20 protein-coding genes and 1 tRNA gene are annotated in these 25,566 nt (G+C 72.9%); 18 read left to right on the top strand and 3 right to left on the bottom strand.

The window, feature by feature from the left end:
- Positions 1-11: 11 nt before the first annotated feature.
- From IO36_RS12425 to IO36_RS12415, 3 genes are all read left to right on the top strand, one after another.
- Entirely contained in the window at positions 12-407 is a 396-nt protein-coding gene (locus tag IO36_RS12425) for an SgcJ/EcaC family oxidoreductase (protein WP_037619275.1), read from the top strand.
- Between the two features lie 242 nt (positions 408-649).
- Positions 650-2,029, top strand: coding sequence for a nitrate/nitrite transporter (locus IO36_RS12420; RefSeq protein WP_037619273.1), 1,380 nt, complete (start codon positions 650-652; stop codon positions 2,027-2,029).
- A 123-nt stretch (positions 2,030-2,152) separates the two neighbouring features.
- The gene (locus tag IO36_RS12415; protein WP_037619271.1) at positions 2,153-3,304 is read left to right on the top strand and encodes a uroporphyrinogen-III synthase; all 1,152 of its coding nucleotides are present in this window, start codon (positions 2,153-2,155) and stop codon (positions 3,302-3,304) included.
- Here the strand turns inward: IO36_RS12415 and IO36_RS12410 are convergent.
- The gene (locus IO36_RS12410) at positions 3,253-3,810 is read right to left on the bottom strand and encodes an anthrone oxygenase family protein (RefSeq protein WP_037619269.1); all 558 of its coding nucleotides are present in this window, start codon (positions 3,808-3,810) and stop codon (positions 3,253-3,255) included. The two genes, IO36_RS12415 and IO36_RS12410, sit on opposite strands and share 52 nt — an antisense overlap.
- Before the next feature lie 208 nt (positions 3,811-4,018).
- Between IO36_RS12410 and IO36_RS12405 the strand changes: the two genes are divergently transcribed.
- The 6 genes from IO36_RS12405 (at position 4,019) to IO36_RS12380 (ending at position 11,335) form a co-directional block, all read left to right on the top strand.
- Positions 4,019-4,606 (top strand): CGNR zinc finger domain-containing protein, encoded by a 588-nt coding sequence (locus IO36_RS12405; protein ID WP_037619267.1) that lies wholly within the window; start codon positions 4,019-4,021, stop codon positions 4,604-4,606.
- 226 nt (positions 4,607-4,832) lie between these two features.
- Complete coding sequence (locus IO36_RS12400) at positions 4,833-5,363, top strand: sigma-70 family RNA polymerase sigma factor (RefSeq protein WP_037619265.1); 531 nt, start codon at positions 4,833-4,835, stop codon at positions 5,361-5,363.
- A 38-nt stretch (positions 5,364-5,401) separates the two neighbouring features.
- Positions 5,402-6,187, top strand: coding sequence for an anti-sigma factor family protein (locus IO36_RS12395; protein ID WP_037619263.1), 786 nt, complete (start codon positions 5,402-5,404; stop codon positions 6,185-6,187).
- A gap of 85 nt (positions 6,188-6,272) precedes the next feature.
- Complete coding sequence (locus IO36_RS12390; RefSeq protein ID WP_037619261.1) at positions 6,273-8,663, top strand: HelD family protein; 2,391 nt, start codon at positions 6,273-6,275, stop codon at positions 8,661-8,663.
- Positions 8,664-9,245: 582 nt separating this feature from the next.
- Complete coding sequence (locus IO36_RS12385) at positions 9,246-10,679, top strand: NAD-dependent malic enzyme (RefSeq protein ID WP_037619259.1); 1,434 nt, start codon at positions 9,246-9,248, stop codon at positions 10,677-10,679.
- Between the two features lie 374 nt (positions 10,680-11,053).
- Complete coding sequence (locus IO36_RS12380) at positions 11,054-11,335, top strand: HU family DNA-binding protein (protein WP_037619258.1); 282 nt, start codon at positions 11,054-11,056, stop codon at positions 11,333-11,335.
- A 198-nt stretch (positions 11,336-11,533) separates the two neighbouring features.
- Here IO36_RS12380 and murA read toward each other — a convergent pair whose 3' ends face one another.
- Entirely contained in the window at positions 11,534-12,874 is a 1,341-nt protein-coding gene (murA, locus tag IO36_RS12375; RefSeq protein ID WP_037619256.1) for a UDP-N-acetylglucosamine 1-carboxyvinyltransferase, read from the bottom strand.
- A 281-nt stretch (positions 12,875-13,155) separates the two neighbouring features.
- On the opposite strand from murA, the gene IO36_RS12370 reads away from it, so the two are divergent.
- From IO36_RS12370 to IO36_RS12335, 8 genes are all read left to right on the top strand, one after another.
- Entirely contained in the window at positions 13,156-13,728 is a 573-nt protein-coding gene (locus IO36_RS12370) for a YqgE/AlgH family protein (protein ID WP_037619254.1), read from the top strand.
- Positions 13,729-13,815: 87 nt separating this feature from the next.
- The gene (locus IO36_RS12365; protein ID WP_037619252.1) at positions 13,816-14,112 is read left to right on the top strand and encodes a DUF3039 domain-containing protein; all 297 of its coding nucleotides are present in this window, start codon (positions 13,816-13,818) and stop codon (positions 14,110-14,112) included.
- A 1,263-nt stretch (positions 14,113-15,375) separates the two neighbouring features.
- Positions 15,376-17,034 (top strand): beta-N-acetylhexosaminidase, encoded by a 1,659-nt coding sequence (locus IO36_RS12360; protein WP_209441188.1) that lies wholly within the window; start codon positions 15,376-15,378, stop codon positions 17,032-17,034.
- Positions 17,035-17,314: 280 nt separating this feature from the next.
- Positions 17,315-18,208 carry an FAD binding domain-containing protein gene (locus tag IO36_RS12355; RefSeq protein WP_037619250.1) on the top strand — a complete coding sequence of 298 codons (894 nt, stop codon included), beginning with the start codon at positions 17,315-17,317 and terminating at the stop codon, positions 18,206-18,208.
- Positions 18,205-19,635 carry a 2Fe-2S iron-sulfur cluster-binding protein gene (locus IO36_RS12350; protein WP_037619249.1) on the top strand — a complete coding sequence of 477 codons (1,431 nt, stop codon included), beginning with the start codon at positions 18,205-18,207 and terminating at the stop codon, positions 19,633-19,635. The genes IO36_RS12355 and IO36_RS12350 overlap by 4 nt, the downstream gene beginning before the upstream one ends.
- Positions 19,632-21,938 carry a xanthine dehydrogenase family protein molybdopterin-binding subunit gene (locus tag IO36_RS12345; protein ID WP_037619247.1) on the top strand — a complete coding sequence of 769 codons (2,307 nt, stop codon included), beginning with the start codon at positions 19,632-19,634 and terminating at the stop codon, positions 21,936-21,938. Before IO36_RS12350 ends, IO36_RS12345 begins: the two co-directional genes overlap by 4 nt.
- Positions 21,935-22,135 carry a hypothetical protein gene (locus IO36_RS12340; RefSeq protein ID WP_037619244.1) on the top strand — a complete coding sequence of 67 codons (201 nt, stop codon included), beginning with the start codon at positions 21,935-21,937 and terminating at the stop codon, positions 22,133-22,135. Before IO36_RS12345 ends, IO36_RS12340 begins: the two co-directional genes overlap by 4 nt.
- A gap of 243 nt (positions 22,136-22,378) precedes the next feature.
- Positions 22,379-23,545: an SUKH-4 family immunity protein gene (locus tag IO36_RS12335; RefSeq protein ID WP_037619242.1), complete on the top strand. Its 1,167-nt coding sequence runs from the start codon at positions 22,379-22,381 to the stop codon at positions 23,543-23,545.
- A 66-nt stretch (positions 23,546-23,611) separates the two neighbouring features.
- Here IO36_RS12335 and IO36_RS12330 read toward each other — a convergent pair.
- Positions 23,612-23,686, bottom strand: a tRNA-Cys gene (locus IO36_RS12330).
- A 237-nt stretch (positions 23,687-23,923) separates the two neighbouring features.
- Here IO36_RS12330 and IO36_RS12325 point away from each other — a divergent pair.
- Positions 23,924-25,399, top strand: a complete 1,476-nt coding sequence (locus tag IO36_RS12325; protein WP_051900328.1) for an MFS transporter — start codon at positions 23,924-23,926, stop codon at positions 25,397-25,399.
- Positions 25,400-25,566: the final 167 nt, after the last annotated feature.

The raw sequence follows: 25,566 nt of genomic DNA, 5'->3' as shown, positions 1-25,566 counted from the left end.
GAGGAACCACCATGACCAGCACCGACACCGTCCAGGACGTCCGCGCCGTCCTCGACCGTCTCTACGCCGCCTGGGCCGAGTACGACGCCGACGCCTTCGCCGCGCTCTACACCGAGGACGCCACCGTGGTGATGCCGGGCGTCTTCAACGACGGGCGGGAGGAGATCCGCGCCTACATCAAGGCCGGGTTCGAGGGGCCGCTGAAGGGGTCCCGGCCGATCGACGAGCCCCGGCGCGTCCGGTTCCCGCGGCCCGGCACCGCGGTCGTCGTCAGCGAGGCCGGGATCCTCCTGGCCGGGGAGAGCGAGGTGCCCGCGGACCGGCAGCACCGGGCGACCTGGGTGCTCGTCCGCGATCCCGGCGACGGGACCTGGGCCATCACCTCGTACCACAACGCGTCCGTCTGACAGCCCGGACGACAGCCCGGACGACAGCACCGAGCGGGCCCGCCGGGGGTCCGCGCGCCCGTCCGGCGGGCGCGCGGACCGCGGGCGGTCCACCCCCTCCCGGGCCGTCCTCACCGCCGGGCCCGGGACCGGGTGAGAGCAACGTTCCCTTCAGGTCACTCACAGCCACAGGGCGGAAACGCGCCCTCCCTACCTTCGGGTTCAGGAGGCCGGCAGGCCCGGAGAACCAATGGAGGCGTGTGATGACTGCCCCAGCCACGAGTAGGGCCCCCGCGCGGGGCGGTCGCTGGATCGAGGAGTGGGACCCCGAGGACGAGACCTTCTGGGCGGAGAAGGGGGAGAAGGTCGCCCGGCGCAACCTGCTCTTCTCCGTCCTGTCCGAGCACATCGGCTTCTCCGTCTGGACGATGTGGTCGGTGCTGGTCCTGTTCATGGGACCGGAGTACGGGCTCACCCCGGCCGACAAGTTCCTGCTCACCTCGATGGTGACGCTGGTCGGCGCGGTCGTGCGGGTCCCCTACACCTTCGCCGTCGCGCTCTTCGGCGGCCGGAACTGGACCATCGTGTCCGCGAGTCTGCTGCTCGTGCCGACCGTCGCCGCGTTCGTGGTGATGAAGCCCGGCACCTCGTTCACCACGTTCCTCGTGGTCGGGCTGCTGGCCGGCGTCGGCGGCGGCAACTTCGCCTCCAGCATGACCAACATCAACGCCTTCTTCCCGCTGCGGAAGAAGGGCTGGGCGCTCGGCCTCAACGCGGGCGGCGGCAACATCGGCGTCCCCGTCATCCAGCTGGCGGCGCTCGCGATCATCGGCGCGAGCGGCGGTCCCCGGGTGCTCCTCGGGATCTACATCCCGCTGGTCGTCCTGGCCGCCGTGCTCGCGGCCCTCTTCATGGACAACCTCGCCTCCGTGAAGAACGACACCGGCGCCGCCGTGGACGCCGCCAAGGACGCGCACACCTGGATCATGGCGTTCCTCTACATCGGGACGTTCGGCTCGTTCATCGGCTACGCCTTCGCCTTCGGGCAGGTGCTCCAGGTCGAGTTCGGGCGCACCCCGCTCCAGGCCGCCTACCTCACCTTCATCGGCCCGCTGCTCGGCTCCCTGATCCGGCCCGTGGGCGGCTGGCTCGCCGACCGCTACGGCGGCGCCCGCATCACCCTCTGGAACTTCGTCGCCATGGCCGTGGCGACCGGGGTCCTGGTGTTCGCCAGCAGTGAGAAGTCCCTGACGCTGTTCGTCTCGGTCTTCGTGGTCCTCTTCGTACTCAGCGGCCTCGGCAACGGGTCGACGTACAAGATGATCCCCGGCATCTTCCAGAACAAGGCGCTGGAGGCGGGGCTCGAAGGGGAGGAGGCCGCCCGTCACGGACGCCGGCTCTCCGGCGCCGCCATGGGACTGATCGGCGCGGTGGGCGCGCTCGGCGGAGTCGGCATCAACCTCGCCTTCCGCCAGTCGTTCCTCGAATCAGGCTCCGGCACCGGCGCCTTCGTCACCTTCCTCGCCTTCTACGCGGTGGCGTTCGTGGTCACCTGGGCCGTATACCTTCGCCGCCCGGCCGCGGCGATCCCGGCAAGCGCCACCGCCGAGACGAAGCCCCAGCTCAGCTACGCCGAGGTGTGACGTAACACGCCCGACATCACCTTGATCCGAGCCTGTCACGGTCCGTTGACAGGCTCGGATCAGCCACGACGTACGACAGCAGTGACCCGTACGACGACTCGACGAGCGCGAGACGAGAACCCCATGTACGACGAACAGCAGCGACCCGACCACGGGCCACTCTCCGGGTTCACCGTGGGGGTGACCGCCGCGCGCCGCGCCGACGAGCTGGGCGCGCTGCTCCAGCGGCGCGGCGCCACCGTCGTGCACGCACCGGCCCTGCGGATCGTTCCCCTCGCCGACGACGGCGAACTGCTCACCGCGACCAAGGAACTGGTCGACAACGCACCCGACGTGGTGGTGGCCACCACCGCCATCGGATTCCGCGGCTGGGTCGAGGCCGCCGACGGCTGGGGGCTGGGCGAGGAACTGCTCGCCCGGCTGCGCGGCGTCGAACTCCTCGCCCGCGGGCCCAAGGTGAAGGGCGCGGTCCGGGCCCAGGGCCTCACCGAGGAGTGGTCGCCGTCCTCCGAGTCGATGGCCGAGGTCCTCGACCGGCTCCTGGAGGAGGGCGTGGACGGCCGGCGCATCGCCGTGCAGCTGCACGGGGAACCGCTGCCCGGGTTCGTCGAGTCGCTGCGGGCCGCGGGCGCCGAGATCGTCCTCGTGCCCGTGTACCGGTGGATGCCGCCCGAGGACATCGCCCCGGTCGACCGGCTGCTCGACGCCACCCTCACCCGGGGCCTGGACGCGCTCACCTTCACCAGCGCCCCCGCCGCGGCCTCCCTGCTGTCGCGGGCCGAGGAGCGGGGCGTACGCGCGGAGTTCCTCGCCGCGCTGCACCACGACGTCCTGCCCGCCTGCGTCGGCCCGGTCACCGCCCTGCCGCTCCAGGCCGTCGGCATCGACACCGTCCAGCCCGAACGCTTCCGGCTCGGCCCCCTCGTCCAGCTGCTCTGCCAGGAACTTCCCGGCCGGGCGCGGGCGTTGCCGATCGCCGGGCACCAGGTGGAGATCCGGGGCCACGCGGTGCTGGTCGACGGGGCGCTGCGGCCCGTACCGCCCGCCGGGATGTCGCTGCTGCGCGCCCTCGCGCGGCGGCCCGGCTGGGTGGTGGCGCGGTCCGAACTGCTGCGCGCGCTGCCGGGGTCCGGCCGTGACGAGCACGCGGTGGAGACCGCGATGGCCCGGCTGCGGACGGCACTCGGCGCGCCCCGGCTGATCCAGACGGTCGTCAAGCGCGGCTACCGCCTCGCGCTCGACCCCGCGGCCGACGCCAAGTACGCCGACGTCTGAGCCGGCCGCCGGTGCCGCAGCAGGGCACGGGTGAGCAGGGCCGTCGCCAGCGTCGACAGCACCGCCCGGACGACGTTCCACGCCACCCACGGGTCCTCGAACCGGTCGCGCACCGCGGCCGGATCGGCGATCCGCGCGGGGGTGCCCGCGTTCGCGAGACCGTCGTTGAGCGGGACGCTCACGGTCACGGTGATCAGGAACACGAGCGCGTACGCGGCGAACGCGGCCAGCCCCCATCTGCTCCCCGGCGTCCCGCGGGACTGCCACGCGGCGAGCGCCGTCAGCACGAGCGCGCCGAAGAAGCCCAGGAAGAAGACCGGGTTCTGGATCACCTCGTTGATGTTCTGCATGACCTCGATGAAGACGCGGTCGCCGCTGCGCGCGAGCGCCGGCATCACCGCGCAGGCGAAGATGTAGAAGACCCCGGCGACCAGGCCCGTCGCGACCGTGGCCGCCCCCAGTACTCCCGCCGCCGTGTCGTGCCGTCGTGTGCTCTCGTCCGTCATGCCGTCCAGTCAACCGGCGCCCGGGAGCGGGGGACATGGCCGAGAGGCGCGGGGGCATAAGCGGGCGTCCACGGTCCGCCGCGCCCCGGGCACGGTAGGTATCCGGTGGGCATCCGGTACGGGACCGGTGCCGAGTCTTCCGGCGGGGCGCCGGGGGATGCACTGTAGGGGGGACGACGGCGGGTGACCCCAAGGCGGTGACAGGCACATGGCATCGGGCACGGCCACAGCCTCGTACGAGCTGCGGTTCGACTCCGGGCGGATCTGCCTGGACCTGACGGCGACCACCCATCCCGAGGAACGCCTCGGCACCGAGGCCCGGTTGGGAGCCTGGCTCCTCGGGTCCGGGCTGGCACCCGCGGGCACCGCGCTGGCCGCCGTGGACGCCTCGTGGCTGCTCGCCTTCAGGGAACTGCGGGGACAGATAACCCGGTTGGTGCGCGGCGAACTGGACGGGCGGCCCGCGGACGGGGCGCTCGCCCGCGTCAACGCCCTCGCGCTCGCGGCCCCGCCCGCCCTCTGCGCCGTCCGCGCCGACGACGGCTCGCTGTGCCGGGCCCTGCACACCCCGCCCCGCTGCGCCGAACTGCTCTCCGTGGTCGCCCGGGACGCCCTCGACCTGCTCACCGACCCTGACGCGCGCGGGAGTCTGAGACAGTGTGAGGGTGACAACTGCCCGATCGTCTACCTCGACACCTCGCGCGGCCGGCGCCGGCGCTGGTGCTCAAGCGAGGTGTGCGGCAACCGGGAGCGCGTGGCCCGGCACCGGCGGCGGGCGGCCCTGGCGCGGGCCTGAATCACATCGGTGCGTGATCCGCCAGTGACTCGACGTGATCGATGCTCATTCTTTTCGCGCTCTACACATCTTCACCAGAAAAAATACTGAACACTTTGAACACCCGCGTACCGAGACACGTACCCGGTGATGAGCGACCGACTGGGGGAACCCCCGGACACCGGAGGTAGGCGTGCGCAAGGATTCAGCCGTGGCTGATGAACACAGGCCAAGGGCCCGACATCGCATGTCTCAGCAGTCCTCGTCGACCGAACCCGACGAGGAGCTGATGCGTGCGCTGTACCGGGAACACGCGGGGCCGTTGCTGGCCTACGTGCTGCGCCTGGTGGCCGGAGACCGGCAGCGCGCCGAAGACGTTGTGCAGGAAACACTCATCCGTGCCTGGAAGAACGCCGGCCAGCTCAATCGAGCGACCGGTTCTGTACGCCCCTGGCTGGTGACGGTCGCCCGGCGCATCGTCATCGACGGCCACCGCAGCCGGCAGGCCCGGCCGCAGGAGGTCGACCCGTCGCCGCTGGAGGTCATCCCCGCGGAGGACGAGATCGACAAGGCGTTGTGGCTGATGACACTGTCGGACGCGCTGGACGACCTGACCCCTGCTCACAGGGAAGTACTGGTCGAAACTTACTTCAAAGGGCGTACCGTCAATGAGGCGGCCGAAACGCTCGGCATTCCCAGCGGCACTGTGCGCTCACGGGTTTTCTACGCCCTGCGGTCGATGAAGCTGGCGCTTGAGGAGCGGGGGGTGACGGCATGAACACGTACGGGGGTTACGGAACAGGTGGTCCGGGAGCCATGCAAGGTCCACGAGGACAGCAAGGGTCCGGGGACAACATTCACGAGACTGTCGGCGCCTACGCGCTCGGCATTCTCGACGACATCGAGGCGACCGCCTTCGAGGAGCACCTCGCCTCCTGCGAATGGTGCGCCCAGCAGCTCGACGAGCTCGCCGGCATGGAACCGATGCTCGCCGCCCTCGCCGACCTGCCCGCCTCGCAGGGCAGCCCGGCGATCGCCGAGTCCCTCTCGGCCCGCCCGAGCCCGCGGCTCGCGGAACGGCTGGTGGACGAGGTCTCGGCCCGCCGCGCCCAGAAGCGCCGGCGCGGTATGTACCTGGTGGCGGCCGCGGCCGCGCTGATCATCGGCGGCCCGCTGACCGTCATGGCGGTCAACGGCGGCAGCGACACCGGAACGAACACCCCGCAGGCGCACGCGACCAGTCCCGCCAAGGCGGCCTTCCAGGTCATCACCGACAAGGCGTCGGCCACCGACCCGAAGACCAAGGTCAGCGCCGTCGTCGCGATCGAGCCGAAGGACTGGGGCACCCACGCCGTCCTCCAGCTGAAGAACGTCACGGGCCCGGAGAAGTGCTCGCTGATCGCCGTCGGCAAGAACGGCGAGCGCGAGACGGTCACGTCCTGGTCGGTCCCGGAGTGGGGCTACGGCACCCCCAACGCCAAGACCGAGCAGGCCAAGGAACCGCTCTACGTCCACGGCGGCGCGGCCTTCACCCCGAACCAGATCGATCACTTCGAGGTCATGACCTTCGGCGGGAAGCGTCTCGTCGAGGTGAAGGCGTGAGCGGACTCCGGGCGCGCACGTAGCCCGGCGGGCCTCCCTTCGCGTACGGTTGACGGCTGCCCAGCACGTCAGAAGGGGGCGCCCGGTGGCCGCTCAGGCTCAGCAGGAAACCGCGCTCGGCTCGGTCCACACACCCGTACCGGACGAATCCGTCAAGGACGACTCCGTACGGGAGCGTGAGATCGCCGTCGAACAGGAACATCTGGACCGGGTCTACCGGCGCCTCGAGGAGAAGATCCACGAGGCCGAGTTCCTCATGCACGACGCCGCCCAGCGCGGTCACGTCGGCACACCGGGGGCGCTCGCGGAGCGGGACGCCCAGGTGTTCCGCGCGGGGATCCACCTCAACCGTCTCAACAACGAGTTCGAGGACTTCCTGTTCGGCCGGATCGACCTGCTCCGCGGCAAGGACGGCGTGAAGGGGCCCGACGGCGCCTACACCGCGGTCGAGCCCGCCGAGGGCGCGGTCCGCGAGGACAACACCGCCGACATCGCCGAGACGCTCCACATCGGCCGCATCGGTGTCCTGGACGCCGAGTACGCCCCGCTGGTGATCGACTGGCGGGCACCGGCCGCCGCCCCCTTCTACCGCTCCACCCCCGTCGACCCCGGCCGGGTCGTGCGCCGCCGGGTCATCCGCTCCAAGGGCCGCCGGGTCCTCGGGGTCGAGGACGACCTCATGCGCCCGCAGGTCAAGGCCTCCCTCGACGGCCGTGAGCTGCCCGTCATCGGCGACGGCGCCCTCATGGCCGCGCTCGGGCAGGCCCGCAGCCACACCATGCGGGACATCGTGGCCTCCATCCAGGCCGAGCAGGACCTGGTGATCCGCGCGCCCGCCGCCTCCGTGACCTACGTCGAGGGCGGCCCCGGCACCGGCAAGACGGCCGTCGCCCTGCACCGGGCCGCCTACCTCCTGTACCAGGACCGCCGCCGCTACGCCGGAGGCATCCTGATCGTCTCTCCGACCCCGCTGCTCGTCGCCTACACCGAGGGCGTCCTGCCCTCGCTCGGCGAGGAGGGGCAGGTCGCGATCCGCGCGATCGGCTCCCTCGTCGACGGTGTGGCCGCCACGCTCTACGACTCCCCGGCCGTGGCCCGCGCCAAGGGCTCCTCGCGGATGCTGAGAGTGCTGCGGAAGGCGGCGCGCGGGGCGCTGGAGACCCCGGCCGCACCGGCCGGCGCCGACACCGGCCAGCTCGCACTCGGCGAGCCCGAGCCCGGCCCCGCGGCCACTCCCAACCGGCTGCGGGTCGTCGCCTTCGGACGCCGGCTGGAGCTGGAGGCGCCCGAGCTGGACCGGATCAAGCACAACGCGCTCGGCGGGACCGCGCCGGTCAACCTGCTGCGCCCGCGGGCCCGCAGACTGCTGCTCGACGCCCTGTGGGCGAAGTCCGGCGCCGGGAGCCGGCACTCGGACCCCGAGCTGGCCGCCGAGCTGCGGTCCTCCTTCGACGAGGACGTCACCTCCGAGGACAGCTTCACGGCCTTCCTGGACGCCTGGTGGCCGGAGCTGACCCCGCGCGGGGTGCTGACCGCCATGGCCGACGAACGGCGCCTCGGACGCTGGGCGCGCCGGATCCTCAACCCCGGGGAGGTCCGCCGGGTGGCCCGCTCGCTCAAGCGGGACGGGTTCTCCGTGCACGACGTGGCGATGCTCGACGAGCTGGAGGCCATCGTCGGGACCCCCGCCCGGCCGAGGAAGCGCCGTGATCTGGACCCGCTGGACCAGCTCACCGGCCTCGACGAGCTGATGCCGGTGCGCGAGGAGACGCAGCGCGAGCGCGCCGAGCGGCTGGCCCAGGAGCGGACCGAGTACGCGCACGTCATCGTCGACGAGGCGCAGGACCTCACGCCCATGCAGTGGCGGATGGTGGGCCGGCGCGGCCGGCACGCCACCTGGACCGTCGTCGGCGACCCGGCCCAGTCCTCCTGGTCCGACCCGGACGAGGCGGCCGAGTCCCGGGACGAGGCGCTCGGTACCCGCCCCCGGCGCCGCTTCACCCTCACCGTGAACTACCGCAACCCGGCGGAGATCGCCGAGCTGGCCGCCAAGGTCCTCGCCCTCGCCATGCCGGGCTCGGAGTCGCCGTCCGCCGTGCGGTCCACCGGCGTCGAGCCCCGCTTCGCGGTCGTCCGGGACTCCCTCGCCGAGACCGTGCGCGCCGAGGCGGCCCACCTCCTCGACCGGGTCGACGGCACCGTGGGCGTCGTCGTCGCCATGAACCGGCGCGAGGAGGCCGCCCGCTGGCTCGCCGGGCTCGGGGACCGCGTGGTGGCCCTCGGAAGCCTGGAGGCCAAGGGCCTGGAGTACGACGCGACGGTGGTCGTGTCGCCCGCGGAGATCGCCGACGAGTCGCCCGCCGGACTGCGGGTGCTGTACGTCGCCCTGACCCGGGCCACACAGCAGCTGACGGTCGTCTCCAGCGAGCGGGACGAGCCCGACGCGGACGGGGTGCCCGACCTCCTGCGCGACTGACCTCGCCGCCTTCCGGGCGACGCACGGGCCCGACCCGCGGCCTTCCCCGGGCGGCGGGCGGGACCGGTCTCGCCACCTTCCCCGGACGGCGGGCGGGACCGGCCCGTGTCGCTTCCCCCGGACGGCGGACGCCCCGCGCGTCCTCCACCGGGCCCGGGAAGCGGCCCCCGCGGGCCCGGGTCCCGTCCCGCCGAAAAGATCTCCCCGGACGGGAATTGCTCCACGGGAATCCTTTGTTACCTTTGACGTGGCACCGGCCCGATCCAAGCCCCCGGGCCCAACCTTCGTCGCTACGAGCGACCACTTGCCGCGAGGCGAGCATGGCGGGTCGGTGTCATTGAACGTCGTCCTTCACCGAAGGACAGGAGAGGCCCACGTCGTCGGACGTGGGCCTCTTTCGTCATGACCCGGGTCTCTTCCGCCGCTCCCGTCCCTCTCGTAGAGTGGAATCCGTTTTCCGAAAACACGCACTCCGGTGAACAAAACGTTCGCAATCCGGGGCGACTACCGCGTACTCAGGGGTAGGTGCGACGATCGGACGGCACACAGCAGTGACTCGGTGAAAAGCAGAGGAAGTCGGCCATGGCAACGGCGCCCAGCGTCTCCTACTCGATGACGGTCCGGCTGGAGGTGCCCGCGAGCGGAACCGCGGTCTCCCAGCTCACCACGGCCGTGGAGTCCAGCGGAGGCTCGGTGACCGGCCTCGACGTGACCGCCTCGGGCCACGAGAAGCTCCGGATCGACGTCACCATCGCGGCGACCTCCACCTCCCACGCGGACGAGATCGTCGAGCAGCTGCGGCAGATCGAGGGCGTGACCCTCGGCAAGGTCTCCGACCGTACGTTCCTCATGCACCTCGGCGGCAAGATCGAGATGCAGTCCAAGCACCCGATCCGCAACCGTGACGACCTGTCCATGATCTACACCCCGGGTGTGGCCCGGGTGTGCATGGCGATCGCCGAGAACCCCGAGGACGCCCGGCGCCTCACCATCAAGCGCAATTCCGTTGCGGTCGTGACGGACGGCTCCGCCGTCCTCGGTCTCGGCAACATCGGCCCGAAGGCCGCGCTGCCCGTCATGGAGGGCAAGGCGGCCCTCTTCAAGCGCTTCGCCGGCATCGACGCCTGGCCGCTGTGCCTGGACACCCAGGACACCGACGCGATCGTCGAGATCGTGAAGGCGATCGCCCCCGGCTTCGCGGGCATCAACCTGGAGGACATCTCCGCGCCGCGCTGCTTCGAGATCGAGGCCCGGCTGCGCGAGGCCCTCGACATCCCCGTCTTCCACGACGACCAGCACGGCACCGCGATCGTCGTCCTCGCCGCCCTGACCAACGCACTTCGCGTCGCGGGCAAGGAGATCGGCGACATCAGGGTCGTCATGTCCGGTGCGGGAGCGGCCGGTACGGCCATCCTCAAACTGCTGATCGCCGCGGGCGTGAAGCACGCCGTCGTCGCCGACATCCACGGCGTCGTGCACGCGGACCGCGCCGACCTCGTCGACGCCGCAGCGGACTCCCCGCTGCGCTGGATCGCCGACAACACCAACCTCGAAGGCCTCACGGGCACGTTGAAGGAGGCCGTGCAGGGCGCCGACGTCTTCATCGGTGTCTCCGCCCCGAACGTCATCGACGGCGACGACGTGGCCTCGATGGCCGACGACGCCATCGTGTTCGCGCTCGCGAACCCCGACCCCGAGGTCGACCCGGCAATCGCCCGCCAGACCGCGGCAGTTGTCGCCACCGGCCGCTCCGACTTCCCCAACCAGATCAACAACGTCCTGGTGTTCCCGGGCGTCTTCCGTGGCCTCCTGGACGCACAGTCGCGTACCGTCAACACGGACATGATGCTCGCCGCCGCAGCCGCGCTCGCGAACGTGGTGACCGAGGACGAGCTCAACCCGAACTACATCATCCCCAGCGTCTTCAACGACAAGGTCGCGGGCGCGGTCGCCGGAGCGGTGCGCGACGCGGCGAAGGCCGCCGGGGCGGGCGACGCGGCCAACACGAGCGCGTAGCACGGGTCGAGCCGGGCCGCGAGTCCGTGCCGTACCGGCCTTCGTGGCGCCTGTGACGGGCGCCACGACCGCCCGGACCCCGGCGCGTCGCGGAACGCGGGGCCAGTGGCCGCCTCTAGGGTGGCGGCCAGGTTCAGGCCTCGCAGGGGCCTCTTCGTGTGACCCCCAAGGGTGTTCGTGTGACTCCCAGGGGTGCCGGATTGGCTTTCCCGCCGCAGGTGGGGGCAGGATGCGTCTTCGGGCGCGACGGTCTGGCTACGGACCCGGGTCCGGGAGCCGACCGAGGTCCCTGGCAGCATCGGCTTCACTGTGCCCGATATGCGGCTCCGCCGCGTGGCACGCCTCAACAGCAAGAAGAACACGGGAGTAACAACATGAACCGCAGTGAGCTGGTGGCCGCGCTGGCCGACCGCGCCGAGGTGACCCGCAAGGACGCCGACGCCGTTCTGGCCGCTTTCGCCGAGACCGTCGGCGAGATCGTCGCCAAGGGCGACGAGAAGGTGACCATCCCCGGCTTCCTGACCTTCGAGCGCACCCACCGTGCCGCTCGCACCGCGCGCAACCCGCAGACCGGCGACCCGATCCAGATCCCGGCCGGCTTCAGCGTGAAGGTCTCCGCGGGCAGCAAGCTCAAGGAAGCCGCCAAGGGCAACTAGTCGCGGCGCCGGTACGTCCCCTCGGACGCGGGACGCGGGAGGCGTACCAGGCCCAGCAACGCCAATGGGGCGGCCCCTTTCAGGGGGGCCGCCCCATCGTCGTGCACACGGGCTCCGCCGGAGCTGCCGGTCCGGGGGACAACCCCCGGACCCCCGGCCGGGGGAACAGCCGGCCGGGGTGGGTCGCAGGGGCTCGGGTCAGCCGAGCGCCTTGCCCGGGAGTTCGACCTTCGCACCGAGGGCGATCAGCTTGTCCATGAAGTTCTCGTAGCCGCGGTTGATCAGGTCGATGCCGTGGACGCGGGACGTGCCCTGGGCCGCCAGCGCCGCGATCAGGTACGAGAAGCCGCCGCGCAGGTCGGGGATGACCAGGTCGGCGCCCTGCAGCTTCGTCGGGCCCGAAACGACCGCGGAGTGCAGGAAGTTGCGCTGGCCGAAGCGGCAGTTCGAGCCGCCGAGGCACTCGCGGTAGAGCTGGATGTGCGCGCCCATCTGGTTCAGCGCGGACGTGAAGCCCAGCCGGGACTCGTACACCGTCTCGTGGATGATCGACAGGCCCGTGGCCTGCGTCAGGGCCACGACCAGCGGCTGCTGCCAGTCCGTCTGGAAGCCGGGGTGGACGTCCGTCTCGAGCGCGATGGACTTGAGCTGCGAGCCCGGGTGCCAGAAGCGGATGCCCTCGTCGTCGATCTCGAAGGCACCGCCGACCTTGCGGTAGGTGTTCAGGAACGTCATCATCGACCGCTGCTGGGCGCCGCGGACGTAGATGTTCCCCTCGGTCGCCAGCGCCGCGGAGGCCCAGGAGGCGGCCTCCAGGCGGTCCGGGAGGGCCGCGTGGGTGTAACCGCCGAGCGAGTCCACACCGGTGATGCGGATCGTCCGGTCGGTGTCCATCGCGATGATGGCGCCCATCTTCTGCAGGACGCAGATCAGGTCCTCGATCTCCGGCTCCACGGCCGCGTTCGAGAGCTCCGTGACGCCCTCCGCCAGGACGGCGGTCAGCAGCACCTGCTCGGTCGCGCCCACGGACGGGTACGGGAGCTGGATCTTGGTGCCGCGCAGACGCTGCGGGGCCTCCAGGTACTGGCCGTCCTCCCGCTTCTCGATCTTCGCACCGAACTGCCGCAGCACCTCGAAGTGGAAGTCGATCGGCCGGCCGCCGATGTCGCAGCCGCCGAGGCCCGGGATGAACGCGTGGCCCAGACGGTGCAGCAGCGGGCCGCAGAAGAGGATCGGGATGCGCGACGAGCCCGCGTGGGCATCGATGTCGGCGACGTTCGCGCTCTCGACGTGCGAGGGATCGAGGATCAGCTCACCGGGCTCCTCACCCGGGCGTACGGTCACACCGTGCAACTGCAGGAGTCCGCGTACGACACGTACGTCGCGGATGTCGGGGACATTGCGCAGCCGGCTCGGTCCACTGCCCAGCAGGGCGGCGACCATGGCCTTCGGTACGAGGTTCTTCGCACCGCGGACACGGATCTCGCCCTCAAGCGGGGTTCCGCCATGGACAAGCAGGACATCGTCGTTGACGGTCATGTATCTCGCGTTCCGATGAGTTGGGCAGGCGTGGGTCGTCGGCAGGCCGGTCGTACGGGAGCCGAACAGCAAGGGTAATGGCCGCCCACCCCGGTGCAGTAAGCCCGAGCAGGACTCAGCTGCGTCATAGCTTGGCCACAACACGACCCGTTCCGGACCGGGCACGCGGGGTAAGCGTTGCCCGTGTGCGCGGGCAACGCTTCGTTGCGCCCTGAGCTGCATTCACTCCCGTACGCGCATTGGCTCCCCACATGAAGGGAATGTGCGGGATCATGTCTGGCATGACCGAGGTGTCCTCGCTCACAGGGCGGCTGCTCGTGGCCACGCCCGCCCTGGCGGACCCGAACTTCGACCGCGCGGTCGTGCTGCTCCTCGACCACGACGAGGAGGGCTCCCTCGGTGTCGTCCTCAACCGTCCGACCCCGGTGGGCGTCGGCGACATCCTGGAGAACTGGGCCGGCCTCGCCGGGGAGCCGGGCGTCGTCTTCCAGGGCGGCCCGGTCTCGCTGGACTCCGCCCTGGGGGTGGCGGTCATCCCCGGCGGCACGGCGGGGGAGCGCGCGCCGCTCGGCTGGCGCCGGGTGCACGGCGCGATCGGTCTGGTGGACCTGGAGGCCCCGCCCGAGCTGCTCGCCTCCGCCCTCGGCTCCCTGCGCATCTTCGCCGGATACGCCGGCTGGGGGCCGGGTCAGCTGGAGAACGAACTGGTCGACGGCGCCTGGTACGTCGTCGAGTCCGAGCCCGGGGACGTCTCCTCCCCGGCACCGGAACGCCTGTGGCGCGAGGTCCTGCGCCGCCAGCGCAGCGAGCTGGCGATGGTCGCCACGTACCCGGACGACCCCTCCCTCAACTGACCGGGTCACGCGCCCTCGGGGGTGCGTGCCGGGGGTGCGTGCCCCTTCCCTCATCTGATGGGTCCGAGCCCCAGTACCCTTGGGTTCATGAGCACTCTTGAGCCTGAGACCCAGCCCCAGCGAGGCACGGGGACGGGGACCCTCGTGGAGCCGACGCCGCAGGTGTCGCACGGCGACGGGGACCACGAGCGCTTCGCCCATTACGTCCAGAAGGACAAGATCATGGCGAGCGCGCTGGACGGCACGCCCGTGGTGGCGCTGTGCGGCAAGGTGTGGGTGCCGGGCCGTGACCCGAAGAAGTACCCCGTGTGTCCCATGTGCAAGGAGATCTTCGAGTCCATGGGCGCCGGCGGCGACCAGGGCAAGAGCGGCGACAAGAAGTAGCGCCGGGACCGAGTCCCCGGCGCGGCAGGCCGCGCAGACCGAACACGGCCGCGACGCCCCCGGAGAGGGGCGCCGCGGCCGTGTCGTGCGCGGAGCGGGCACCGCTTTTCACAGGGTCCGTGATCACAGACTGGTGTAGACCTCTTGTGGCCGGGATCGTGTTCTCCCTAGCCTCCAGGGTGTTGTGCGCTGCGAAATCGCCATTGCGCACACCGCAACGCCTGCCTGGAGGCCCGATGAACCCCAGCCCCCGCCCCGGCTCGCCCGGACCCGCCCGGTGACCGCCCCGGTGGCGGTGGCGGCCGGGTCTCGGCGCCCGGATGCCGGCCCGCCCGCGGCGACGCCCGCGCCGGCCGGCCGGTCGGAGAGGGCGTGGGGCAACCCCGCCGCACGGCAGGGGACGGCCCGGGGCAACCCCGCCGCACGGCCGGGGGCTGCCCGGCGCAACCCCGCCCCACGGTCGGGGACGGCGCGGCGCACTCCCTCCGTGCGAGCCGCCGGCTTCCCGCGGACTTCGCGCGGGCCATTTCCGCGCAGCTTCGGGCGGCGGGAATTCGCCCGCCCGTTCCCCGGGCGCATACGGCGGGCAGGCCCGGCCGAGATCGTCCCCGCGAGCAACGGAATTCTCCCGGCGGCGGCGCCGGAACGATTCCGCTTCCGAATCCCGGCCGCCGTCCCGATCATGTTCCCGGCAGCCCGGACGGAGCCCTTCGAAGCCCCGTCGGACCCCGCCGCGTCTTCGACCGGGACTTCACCCGGTACTTCGCCCGGAACTTCGCGCGCGAAGGTGCGTCGGAAGGGTCCCGGGAAGGCGCCCGGGACTTCCCCGGGCCGAACCCGGACCGTTCGCCGGGCGGGCCGCCCACGGTCCTTCTCGCGGCCCTCGGCCGCCGTGATGCCCCGCGGTTTCCACAGGCTCCCCGCGCACCCGCGCAAGGCGTCCCGGAAGGCTTCCGGGAGAGCCCCGCGCGTTTTCCCCGGCGGACCGCTTTCCGCCCCGCCTTCCCCCGGATCACGGCCGCCGGGACGTTTTCCGGCGCCCGCCCTCAGGGAAGGGCTTCTCCTTCCCGGGCCCCTTCTCGCCGGCGCCCGCGCCCGCTCCTCGCGCGGAACTCCCCGCCCGCCCGGGAGTCCGACCGGACGGTACGGCGCTCCTCTGTGCGGTGACGGCGATTCAGGTGCCGGTCTTCTTCATCGGATTCATCGGACGAACCCCCAAGCGACTCGACTCCAGCCCCGGCGGCACAAAGGACTGAAGGACGGATGGACATGATGGACACGGGTCTGATTCCCGCTCCCCTCGTCGTGGAAGGCGCCCCCGACGGGCGGTTCACCCTGGACGCGGACACCGTCCTGTGGGCCGCGCCGGGCACGGAGGGCACCGCGCGCTGGCTCTCCGCGGTCCTCGGCGCCGCGCTCGGACTGCCGCTGCGACCTGGGCCCGAGGACGCCCCGCAGGCCGTACGCCTGCTCCTCGACGACACCTTGGGACCGGAGGCGTACCGGCTCGTCGCGGGGGACACCGGCGTCGAGATCCGCGGCGGTGACGCGGCGGGCGTCTTCTGGGGCGCCCAGACGCTGCGTCAACTGCTCGGCCCCGACGCATTCCGCCGGGCCCCGGTCCGTCCGGGAGCGGTGCACGAAATCGAGCACGGCGTCATCGAGGACGCGCCCCGATTCCGCTGGCGCGGTCTGATGCTCGACGTCTCCCGGCACTTCATGCCCAAGGAAGGCGTCCTGCGCTACCTCGATCTGCTGGCCGCGCACAAACTCAACGTCTTCCACTTCCATCTCACCGACGATCAGGGATGGCGTGTTCAGATCAAGCGCTACCCGAGGCTGACGGAGATCGGTTCCTGGCGGGCGCGCACCAAATTCGGCCACCGGGCCTCACCGTTGTGGGAGGAGAAGCCGCACGGGGGCTTCTACACCCAGGACGACATCCGCGAGATCGTCGCCTACGCGGCCGAGCGGCATATCGCCGTCGTCCCCGAAATCGACATCCCCGGCCACTCGCAGGCGGCCATCGCCGCGTATCCGGAACTCGGCAACACCGACGTTGTCGACACGGCCTCACTGACCGTCTGGGACAACTGGGGCGTCTCCAAAAACGTCCTCGCCCCCACCGAGGCCACCCTGCGCTTCTACGAAGCGGTCTTCGAGGAACTCCTCGACCTGTTCCCGGCGGACCCGGACCGCTTCCCGGAGTTCTCCGGCTTCTTCCACATCGGCGGCGACGAGTGCGCCAAGGACCAGTGGCGGGAGTCGGCGACGGCCCAGGCACGCATCAGGGAACTCGGAATCGCCGACGAGGACGCGCTCCAGTCCTGGTTCATCCGGCACTTCGACACCTGGCTGACCGCGCGCGGACGCCGGCTGATCGGCTGGGACGAGATCCTGGAGGGCGGTCTCGCGCCCGGCGCCGCGGTGTCCTCCTGGCGCGGCTACCAGGGCGGCGTGACGGCCGCGCGCGCGGGCCACGACGTCGTCATGTGCCCCGAGCAGCACGTGTACCTGGACTACCGCCAGGCCCCGGGCGAGGACGAACCGGTGCCGATCGCCTATGTGCGCACCCTGGAGGACGTCTACCGCTTCGAACCGGTTCCGCCGCAGCTCACCGAGGCGGAGGCGCGCCATGTGCTGGGCACCCAGGCCAACGTGTGGACCGAGGTGATGGAGGACCCCGCGCGCGTGGACTACCAGGCGTTCCCGAGGCTCGCCGCCTTCGCCGAGGTCGCCTGGAGCCGGCTGCCGGCCTCCGCGGAACGGGACTTCGCGGGCTTCGAGCGGCGGATGGACGCCCACTACGGGAGGCTCGACGCCCTCGGCGTGGCCTACCGCGAACCCGCCGGTCCGAGGCCCTGGCAGCGGCGGCCGGGGGTCCTCGGACGCCCGATCGAGGGAGCGCCCCCGAACGTGTGAGACCGCTCACGGTCGACCGGCTCCGGGGCCGGTGCCCCGGAGCCGTTGCACCACAAGGAAAAAGGCCCCCAAGGGTCACCGAAGAGTGACAATGGGTTTCCAGCGGCGATGCCGTGCGAAAACCGGCCATCTCCCTGGTGAGGCGGGCGAATGCCTCCTAGCGGACCCCTGCGTCGGGGGCCCGGGAAGATGTGCCAGAGTTGCCACGTCCGCCCTGTCAGCACGTACCGTACGGCAGCACAGGTGGGACCAGGTGGGGCAGCGGGAAGGGGCAACCGGTTTGACCACGCACGCACCGCAGACGGCGCAGGCCGTGACGCTGCCCGTCTCGCTGGACGAGGCGGTCGCGGCACTGTCCGCCATGCCCACGGCCGTTCCGGTCGCGGGCGGCACGGACCTGATGGCCGCGGTGAACTCCGGGCAGCTCAGGCCGTCCGCGCTCGTCGGCCTCGGCCGGATCACCGAGATCCGCGGATGGCAGTACCAGGACGGCCACGCGCTGCTCGGCGCGGGCCTCACGCACGCCCGCATGGGCCGCCCCGACTTCGCCGCCCTCATCCCCGCGCTCGCCGCCGCCGCGCGCGCGGCCGGACCGCCCCAGATCCGCAACGCCGGAACCCTCGGCGGCAACATCGCCTCGGCCGCCCCCACCGGGGACGCGCTGCCCGTCCTGGCCGCCCTCGAAGCCACCCTGATCATCGCGGGGCCGGGCGGAGCCCGCCGCGAGATCCCCGTGTCGCACCTGCTCGCCGGCGTGGACATGCTCCGCGGCGGAGAGCTCATCGGCTACGTGCGCGTGCCGCTGCTGCACGCCCCGCAGGTCTTCCTCAAGGCCACCGGCCGCACCGGCCCCGGCCGCGCCATCGCCTCCGTGGCGGTCGTCCTCGACCCGGCCCGCCGCGGTGTGCGCTGCGCCGTCGGCGCCATAGCGCCCATGCCGCTGCGGCCGCTGGACGCCGAGGCCTGGGTGGCCCAGCTGATCGACTGGGACAACAACCGCGCGATCGTCCCCGAGGCCCTCACCGCCTTCGGCGAGTACGTGGCCGCGGCCTGCATCCCGGATCCCGTCCCGGCCGAGGACGGAACCCTGGCGCCGCTGCCGCCCGCCGTACTGCATCTGCGGCGCACCGTCGCCGCGCTGGCCCGACGCGCACTTGGAAGGGCACTGTCGTGACCGACGACCAGCACGAAGAGGGCGCCGCGCACAGCGGGGGCCGCTGGGACCCGCTGCCGCAGGGCGACTACGACGACGGGGCGACCGCCTTCGTGAAGCTGCCCGAGGGCGGCATCGAGGCCCTCCTCGCCGCCCGCGAGCCCCTCGCCGCGCCCGGACACGGTTACGTGCCCCCGCAGATCAGCGTCACCCCGGCCCCGACCGAGGCGGCGGACCCCGCCGCCGGCGGCCCCTGGGCCGGCCAGGACGGCACCGGGCAGTGGCCGGATCCCGCCGCCGCGCAGCCGGGAGCCGGCGCCCACGACGACCGGTTCGCCTACCACCCCGGGTCCACCGGGCAGTGGCAGTTCGACGACGGCCAGGGGCAGGGCCCCGGGCACGACGTGACCGGGCAGTGGTCGATTCCCGTGGCCGGGGGCGACCTCCCGGACGAGTCGGGCGAGTTCACCACCTCGGCGCTCGTCGAGCAGTGGGGCGGCACGCCGCCCGCCACCCTGCCGGGCGGGGCGTCCGCGCCCTGGGCCGGCGAGATCGGGCAGCCCTGGACCGCCGACGCCCACGAGGCGGTCGCCGAGGCCCCCGAGGCTCCCGGGGGGCATCCGGGAGCCGGACCGGCCGCGGGGGCCGCCCAGGAGGCCGTACAGGCCGCCCACGAGGCCCCTGAGACCGCCGCCGACCCCGATCCCGTGACCGCGGGGACACCCGAGGTGTCCGAGCCGGATCCGGCGCACGAGGCCGACGGGACGGACGAGACGGCACCGGAGGCGGACCTCCTGGGCCCGGCCGGACCCGACGACCACCCCCTCGCCTCCTACGTCCTGCGCGTCAACGGCGCCGACCGGCCCGTCACCGACGCCTGGGTCGGGGAGTCGCTGCTCTACGTGCTGCGCGAGCGGCTCGGCCTCGCGGGCGCCAAGGACGGCTGCTCGCAGGGCGAGTGCGGCGCCTGCAACGTCCAGGTGGACGGCCGGCTCGTGGCGTCCTGCCTGGTGCCGGGCGTCACCGCCGCCGGCAGCGAGGTGCGCACCGTCGAGGGCCTGGCCGCCGACGGGCAGCCCTCCGACGTCCAGCGCGCGCTCGCCCGGTGCGGCGCCGTGCAGTGCGGCTTCTGCGTACCCGGCATGGCCATGACCCTGCACGACCTGCTGGAGGGCAACCCCGCGCCCACCGAGCTGGAGACCCGCCAGGCCCTGTGCGGCAACCTGTGCCGCTGCTCGGGCTACCGCGGCGTCCTGGACGCCGTGCGCGAGGTCGTCGCCGAACGCGAGGCGCACGCCGCGGCCGAGACGGCCGAGGCGGAAGAGGCCCGCATCCCGCACCAGGCCGGACCCGGCGCCGGCGGCGTCCACCCGTCCGCGTACGAGGACGGCGCCGCCTACGGAACACAGCACGACCAGCCGTACGGCCAGGACGGAGGCCAGGCGTGACCAACCAAGCCGCTACCGCGACACCGGCGGCGCCCGAGACGGGCCCCGAGCCCCTGCCGCACGGGCTCGGCGTCTCGCTGCCCGCGGCCGAGGACCGCGCCAAGACCGAGGGCACCTTCCCCTACGCCGCCGACCTGTGGGCCGAGGGCCTGCTGTGGGCCGCCGTGCTCCGCTCGCCCCACGCGCACGCCCGCATCGTGTCCATCGACACCAGCCACGCGCGCGAGATGCCCGGCGTCCGCGCCGTCATCACCCACGAGGACGTGCCCGGCACTCCGATGCACGGCCGCGGCCGCGCCGACCGCCCCGTGTTCGCCTCCGACGTCGTGCGCCACCACGGCGAGCCCATCGCGGCCGTCGCCGCCGACCACCCCGACACCGCGCGGATGGCCGCCGCGGCCGTCATCGTCGAGTACGAGGTACTCGAACCGGTCACCGACCCCGAGCACGCCTTCGAGGCCGAACCGCTGCACCCCGACGGCAACCTGATCCGGCACATCCCGCTGCGCCACGGTGATCCGGACGCGGCCGGCGAGGTCGTCGTCGAGGGCCTGTACCGCATCGGCCGCCAGGACCCCGCCCCCATCGGCGCCGAGGCCGGACTCGCCGTGCCCCGCCCGGACGGCGGCGTCGAGCTCTACATCGCCTCCACCGACCCGCACAGCGACCGCGACGCGGCCGCCGCCTGCTACGGCCTCGAACCCGCGCGCGTGAAGGTCGTCGTCACCGGCGTCCCCGGGGCCACCGCCGACCGCGAGGACCAGGGCTTCCAGCTCGCGCTCGGCCTGCTCGCCCTCGCGACCGGCTGCCCGGTGAAACTCACCGCCACGCGCGAGGAGTCCTTCCTCGGCCACGCCCACCGCCACCCGACCCTGCTCCGCTACCGGCACCACGCCGACGCGGAGGGCAACCTGGTCAAGGTCGAGGCGCAGATCCTGCTCGACGCGGGCGCCTACGCCGACACCTCCGGCGAGTCGCTGGCCGCCGCGGTCTCCTTCGCCTGCGGGCCCTACGTCGTCCCGAACGCCTTCATCGAGGGCTGGGCCGTGCGCACCAACAACCCGCCCTCCGGGCACGTGCGCGGCGAGGGCGCCCTCCAGGTCTGCGCCGCCTACGAGGCCCAGATGGACAAGCTGGCCAAGAAGCTCGGCGTCGACCCGGCCGAGCTGCGGCTGCGCAACGTCCTGGCCACCGGCGACGTCCTGCCGACCGGCCAGACGGTCACCTGCCCGGCACCCGTCGCCGAACTGCTCCAGGCCGTGCGCGACTTCCCGCTGCCCGCCCTGCCCAAGGACACCCCCGAGGACGAGTGGCTGCTGCCCGGCGGCCCCGAGGGCGCGGGCGAGCCCGGCGCCGTGCGCCGCGGCGTCGGCTACGGCCTCGGCATGGTCCACATGCTCGGCGCCGAGGGCGCCGACGAGGTCTCGACGGCCACCGTGAAGGTCCACGACGGCGTCGCCACCGTGCTCTGCGCGGCCGTGGAGACCGGCCAGGGCTTCACCACGCTGGCCCGGCAGATCGTCCAGGAGACCCTCGGCATCGACGAGGTGCACGTCGCCCCCGTCGACACCGACCAGCCCCCGGCCGGCCCGAGCTCCCGAGGCCGGCACACCTGGGTGTCCGGCGGAGCGGTGGAGCGCGCGGCCAAGATGGTCCGCACCCAGCTTCTCCAGCCGCTGGCGCACAAGTTCGGGATGTCCACCGAGCTGCTCCAGATCACCGACGGCAAGATCACCTCGTACGACGGGGTGCTGTCGACCACGGTCACCGAGGCGATGGACGGCAAGGAGCTGTGGGCGACCGCGCAGTGCCGCCCGCACCCGACCGAACCGCTCGACGAGCACGGCCAGGGCGACGCCTTCGTGGGCCTCGCGTTCTGCGCCGTGCGCGCGGTGGTGGACGTCGACATCGAACTCGGCTCGGTCCGGGTCGTGGAACTCGCGCTCGCCCAGGACGTCGGCCGCATCCTCAACCCGGCCCAGCTCAGGGCCCGTATCGAGGCGGGCGTCACCCAGGGCGTGGGCGCGGCGCTGACGGAGAACCTGCGGACCAACCGCGGTGTCGTCCGGCACCCCGACCTCACCGGCTACGCCCTGCCGACCGCGCTGGACGTGCCCGACATCCGGATCGTCAAGCTGGTCGAGGAGCGGGACGTCGTCGCCCCGTTCGGCGCCAAGGCGGCCAGCGCGGTGCCGGTCGTGACCTCGCCCGCGGCCATCGCGTCCGCGGTACGGGCGGCCACCGGCCGTCCGGTCAACCGGCTGCCGATCCGCCCGCAGGCGGCCGTGGTGACGGCCTCGTGAGCACGCCGGAGCCGGCCCCCGGCGACCACGCTCCCGACGGCACCGCGCCGGACGGTTCCGTTCCGGCCGTCCCCGGGGCCGGGGACGGTCAGCCGCGCTATGAACCCCCGCCGAGCATGGGCAAGCTGCTCGGCTGGGTGCTGCTGTTCGTGCTGGCGGCCGTGGTCGTCGTCCTGGGCGGCGTGTACTTCACCTGAGGCCGGGCGGCGTGTACCTCACCTGACGCTCAGCGGCGTTCGGCGGCGTCCCGCGGCGGCCTCGCGGGACCCGGAGCCCGGCCCCGTTCCCGGCGCCTTCCGTTCCGTCGATGGCTTGTTCGCGCGCCCCCTGGCGTTGTCAGTGGGGCGGCGTATCGTTCTGGCTCGATGGGGAACCGCCGTGGAACCACCGGCCGTTGCCCTCGGGGGAAGCACAGGGCGTTCACATGCGCGGGGGAGCTCATGAGCACGACTGACACCGATGTCGGCGGCGCGATCACACTGACCGCCGACGAGCTGGATCCGTTCGTCACCCACGCCGGGACCCGGGACCGGCTCACCGGCCCCGGACTGCCCTGCGACGGCGCGCTGCTCGCCTTCGACACCCTGCGGGAGCACGGCCTGCGCACCGTCGCGGACCTGGCGGGCGACGCCGACAAGCTCGCCGGGGAACTGCGCGACCGGCTCGTCGTCGGGGCGCTGCGCAGCCTCGACCGCGACCTGGAGTCGATCCTGCTGGACGGCACGACGGGCGAGGTCTCCTCGGCGTACGTCCGGCGCGACCCCGTCCACCTGGACCTCGCGCCCCTCGCGCCCTCCCTGGACGCCCTGCTGAGCTTCGCCGCGGCCACCGAGGAGCTGACGCTGTCCCGGGGCGGCCCCGGTCCGTTCGGCCCGAGGACGGTCGCGCAGGTCTCCGACCGGCTGAGCGCCGTCTTCGAGGACGCGGCCGGAGCGGAGGTGCCCCCGTACTGGCGGATGGCCGCCCTCATCCGCCCGCTGGCCCGGATCGCCGGCCCCGGTGAGGGGCTCGTCCTCGGCCTGCCGAAGCGGCTGCTGGACGAGGAGTTCGGCGCGGGCGAGATCATGCGCTTCGAGGACGTCGACTTCCCGCCCGCCCTGACGCACGAGCCGACCCGCCGCTTCCTGCGCGAGTCCGGACTGCCCGAGGACGGCTTCCTCTTCCAGCTCGACACCGAGATGCCCCTGCCGCCCCTCACCGAGTACTACGCGGACGAGCACCCCGACGCCTTCTCCGCCGGGCTGCTCCCGCCCGCCGCCGACCGCCTGATACGCCTCGGCCCGCTCCTGGAGGACACCAGCCTGGTGATGGACGGCTCCACGGGCGCCGTCCTCGCCTGGAGCGAACCGGACCTCACCCTGCGCCCGCTCAACGCGGACATCTCCACGCTGGCGTTCACCCTGTGGCTCCTGCACCGCGAGAAGACCGTCGACGCGGCCCACCACCTCAGCGACTCCTACGAACAGCTGGCCGCGACCCTGACCCAGACCCTGGCCACCGTCGACCCCGCCTCCTGCGACCGGACCCCGGCGCTCCCCGGAGACGACGGCCGCCGCCACTGGCCGGAACTGTTCGAGGACCGCTCCGTCGGCATGCTGTACGCCTGACCCCCGCCGCCCGGCGGGGAACGGACCACAGGCCGGCCACCCCCTCGGGGACGGCCGGCCTGCGCGTGGAGACCGTGGCGGGATTCGAACCCACGTAACTCGAGTTGCAGTCGAGCCCCTGAACCACTCGGGCACACGGTCGTTCATCAGGTGCGGCACGGCTCACTCGTTCCGGACCTGATGGAACGACCGTAGGCGGGCCCCCGGAGCGTGCTCAAGGGTTCCGGGGCGGCTGCAACGCGACTGCCACACGCCGTTCACGAAAGGCCGGGCGGGCCCCGGGAAACGGGGCGGGGAGCGGTCCTAGGTCCAAAGGACTGCTTGATCACCGCCCTCCGACAGCAGTCATCCAAAGCTGCGCACCTTACGCTGACCGGCATGACAGCAGTGGAAGCGGGCGAGGCCGCGACGACGCCCTCCCAGGACCGGCGCGGGAGCGAGGACGGCGGCGACGGCGGCGGCGTGCTCAGCCGGGCCCACCGGGCGCTCACCGTCGGGATCGTGTCCGTGGTCCTGGTCATCGCGTTCGAGGCCACGGCCGTGGGGACGGCGATGCCCGTCGCCGCCCGGGACCTCGACGGGGTCGCCCTGTACGCGTTCGCGTTCTCCGGCTACTTCACCACGAGCCTGTTCGGGATGGTGCTCGCCGGACAGTGGTCCGACCGCGACGGGCCGCTCGGCTCGCTGGCCACCGGCATCGCCGCCTTCGCCGCGGGACTGCTGCTGTCCGGGACCGCCGGCGGCATGTGGACGTTCATCCTCGGGCGCGCCGTCCAGGGACTCGGCGGCGGACTCGTCATCGTCGCGCTCTACGTCGTCGTCGGACGGGCCTACCCGCAGCGGCTGCGCCCCTCGATCATGGCGGCGTTCGCGGCGGCCTGGGTGGTGCCGTCCGTGGTCGGACCGCTCGCCGCGGGCGCGGTCACCGAGCACCTCGGCTGGCGCTGGGTGTTCGTCGGGATCCCGGCCCTGGTCGGTGTCCCGCTCGCGCTCGCCCTGCCGCAGATACGGCGGCGGGCCTCCGGGTCCGCCGGCACGGGCGACCGCCGCCCGCCGGACCGCCGGCGCATCCGGCTGGCGTTCGGGATCGCGCTGGGCGCCGGGCTGCTCCAGTACGCCGCCCAGGACCTGCGCCCGTTCTCCCTGCTGCCCGCCGCGGCCGGCACCGCGCTCCTCGTCCCGGCCGTGCGCGGACTGCTGCCCCACGGCACCTGGCGGGCGGCCCGCGGGCTCCCGTCCGTGGTGCTGCTGCGCGGGGTCTCCGCCGGCGGCTTCATCGCCGCCGAGTCCTTCGTGCCGCTGATGCTGGTCACCCAGCGGGGACTGTCGCCGACCCTCGCCGGGCTCTCGCTCGCGGCCGGCGGCGGGACCTGGGCCCTGGGGTCCTGGGTGCAGGCACGGCCCCGCGTGGAGCCGTACCGGGAGCGGCTGATGTTCGTCGGCATGCTGCTGGTCGCGGCGGCCGTCGCCGCCGCCCCGAGCGTGCTGATCCCCGCCGTGCCGGTGTGGACGGTGGCCGTGGCCTGGGCGTTCGGCTGCTTCGGGATGGGCCTGGTGATCGCCTCGACCAGCGTGCTGCTGCTCCAGCTCTCGGCCCCCGAGGAGGCCGGCGCCAACTCGGCCGCCCTGCAGATCTCCGACGCCCTGTCCAACGTGCTGCTGCTCGCCGTCGGGGGAGCGGCCTTCGCGGCCCTGGGCGGCGGCGCGGTGGCCGGCGCGGCCACCTCCGCGGCCTCCGGCGCCCCCGCCTCCCACCCGGCCGCCTTCGCCGCCGTGTTCCTGCCGATGGCCGGGGTGGCCCTGCTGGGCGCCTGGGTGACCACCCGCCTCCGGGAGCCGCGGGGGACGGCCTGAGGGGACCCGCCGGGCCGGCCCGCGCGAGGGGCCGGCCGGGGTGCCGGAGGGGCGGGTGGGTGATCTGTGACGTCAGTCCCATCCGCCGCCGACCCGGCCTCGTCCGCGCGTCGTCGTGTGCCGGGCGCCGGTAGGGTGGCCCGGTTGTCATACGTAGCCGAGCCGCC

Origin of the sequence: Streptomyces aureus, from assembly GCF_000725495.1 — a bacterium.
Classification (GTDB): Bacteria; Actinomycetota; Actinomycetes; order Streptomycetales; family Streptomycetaceae; genus Streptomyces; species Streptomyces aureus_B.
This window is presented reverse-complemented; position numbering and strand designations above follow the sequence as displayed.

What these genes read in the sequence shown, in the direction of transcription:
- IO36_RS12425 (WP_037619275.1), top strand. Translation starts at nt 12, where the DNA reads ATGACCAGCACCGACACCGTCCAGGACGTCCGCGCCGTCCTCGACCGT.
- IO36_RS12420 (WP_037619273.1), top strand. Translation starts at nt 650, where the DNA reads ATGACTGCCCCAGCCACGAGTAGGGCCCCCGCGCGGGGCGGTCGCTGG.
- IO36_RS12415 (WP_037619271.1), top strand. Translation starts at nt 2,153, where the DNA reads ATGTACGACGAACAGCAGCGACCCGACCACGGGCCACTCTCCGGGTTC.
- IO36_RS12410 (WP_037619269.1), bottom strand. Translation starts at nt 3,810, where the DNA reads ATGACGGACGAGAGCACACGACGGCACGACACGGCGGCGGGAGTACTG.
- IO36_RS12405 (WP_037619267.1), top strand. Translation starts at nt 4,019, where the DNA reads ATGGCATCGGGCACGGCCACAGCCTCGTACGAGCTGCGGTTCGACTCC.
- IO36_RS12400 (WP_037619265.1), top strand. Translation starts at nt 4,833, where the DNA reads ATGTCTCAGCAGTCCTCGTCGACCGAACCCGACGAGGAGCTGATGCGT.
- IO36_RS12395 (WP_037619263.1), top strand. Translation starts at nt 5,402, where the DNA reads ATGCAAGGTCCACGAGGACAGCAAGGGTCCGGGGACAACATTCACGAG.
- IO36_RS12385 (WP_037619259.1), top strand. Translation starts at nt 9,246, where the DNA reads ATGGCAACGGCGCCCAGCGTCTCCTACTCGATGACGGTCCGGCTGGAG.
- IO36_RS12380 (WP_037619258.1), top strand. Translation starts at nt 11,054, where the DNA reads ATGAACCGCAGTGAGCTGGTGGCCGCGCTGGCCGACCGCGCCGAGGTG.
- murA (WP_037619256.1), bottom strand. Translation starts at nt 12,874, where the DNA reads ATGACCGTCAACGACGATGTCCTGCTTGTCCATGGCGGAACCCCGCTT.
- IO36_RS12370 (WP_037619254.1), top strand. Translation starts at nt 13,156, where the DNA reads ATGACCGAGGTGTCCTCGCTCACAGGGCGGCTGCTCGTGGCCACGCCC.
- IO36_RS12365 (WP_037619252.1), top strand. Translation starts at nt 13,816, where the DNA reads ATGAGCACTCTTGAGCCTGAGACCCAGCCCCAGCGAGGCACGGGGACG.
- IO36_RS12360 (WP_209441188.1), top strand. Translation starts at nt 15,376, where the DNA reads ATGGACATGATGGACACGGGTCTGATTCCCGCTCCCCTCGTCGTGGAA.
- IO36_RS12335 (WP_037619242.1), top strand. Translation starts at nt 22,379, where the DNA reads ATGAGCACGACTGACACCGATGTCGGCGGCGCGATCACACTGACCGCC.
- IO36_RS12325 (WP_051900328.1), top strand. Translation starts at nt 23,924, where the DNA reads ATGACAGCAGTGGAAGCGGGCGAGGCCGCGACGACGCCCTCCCAGGAC.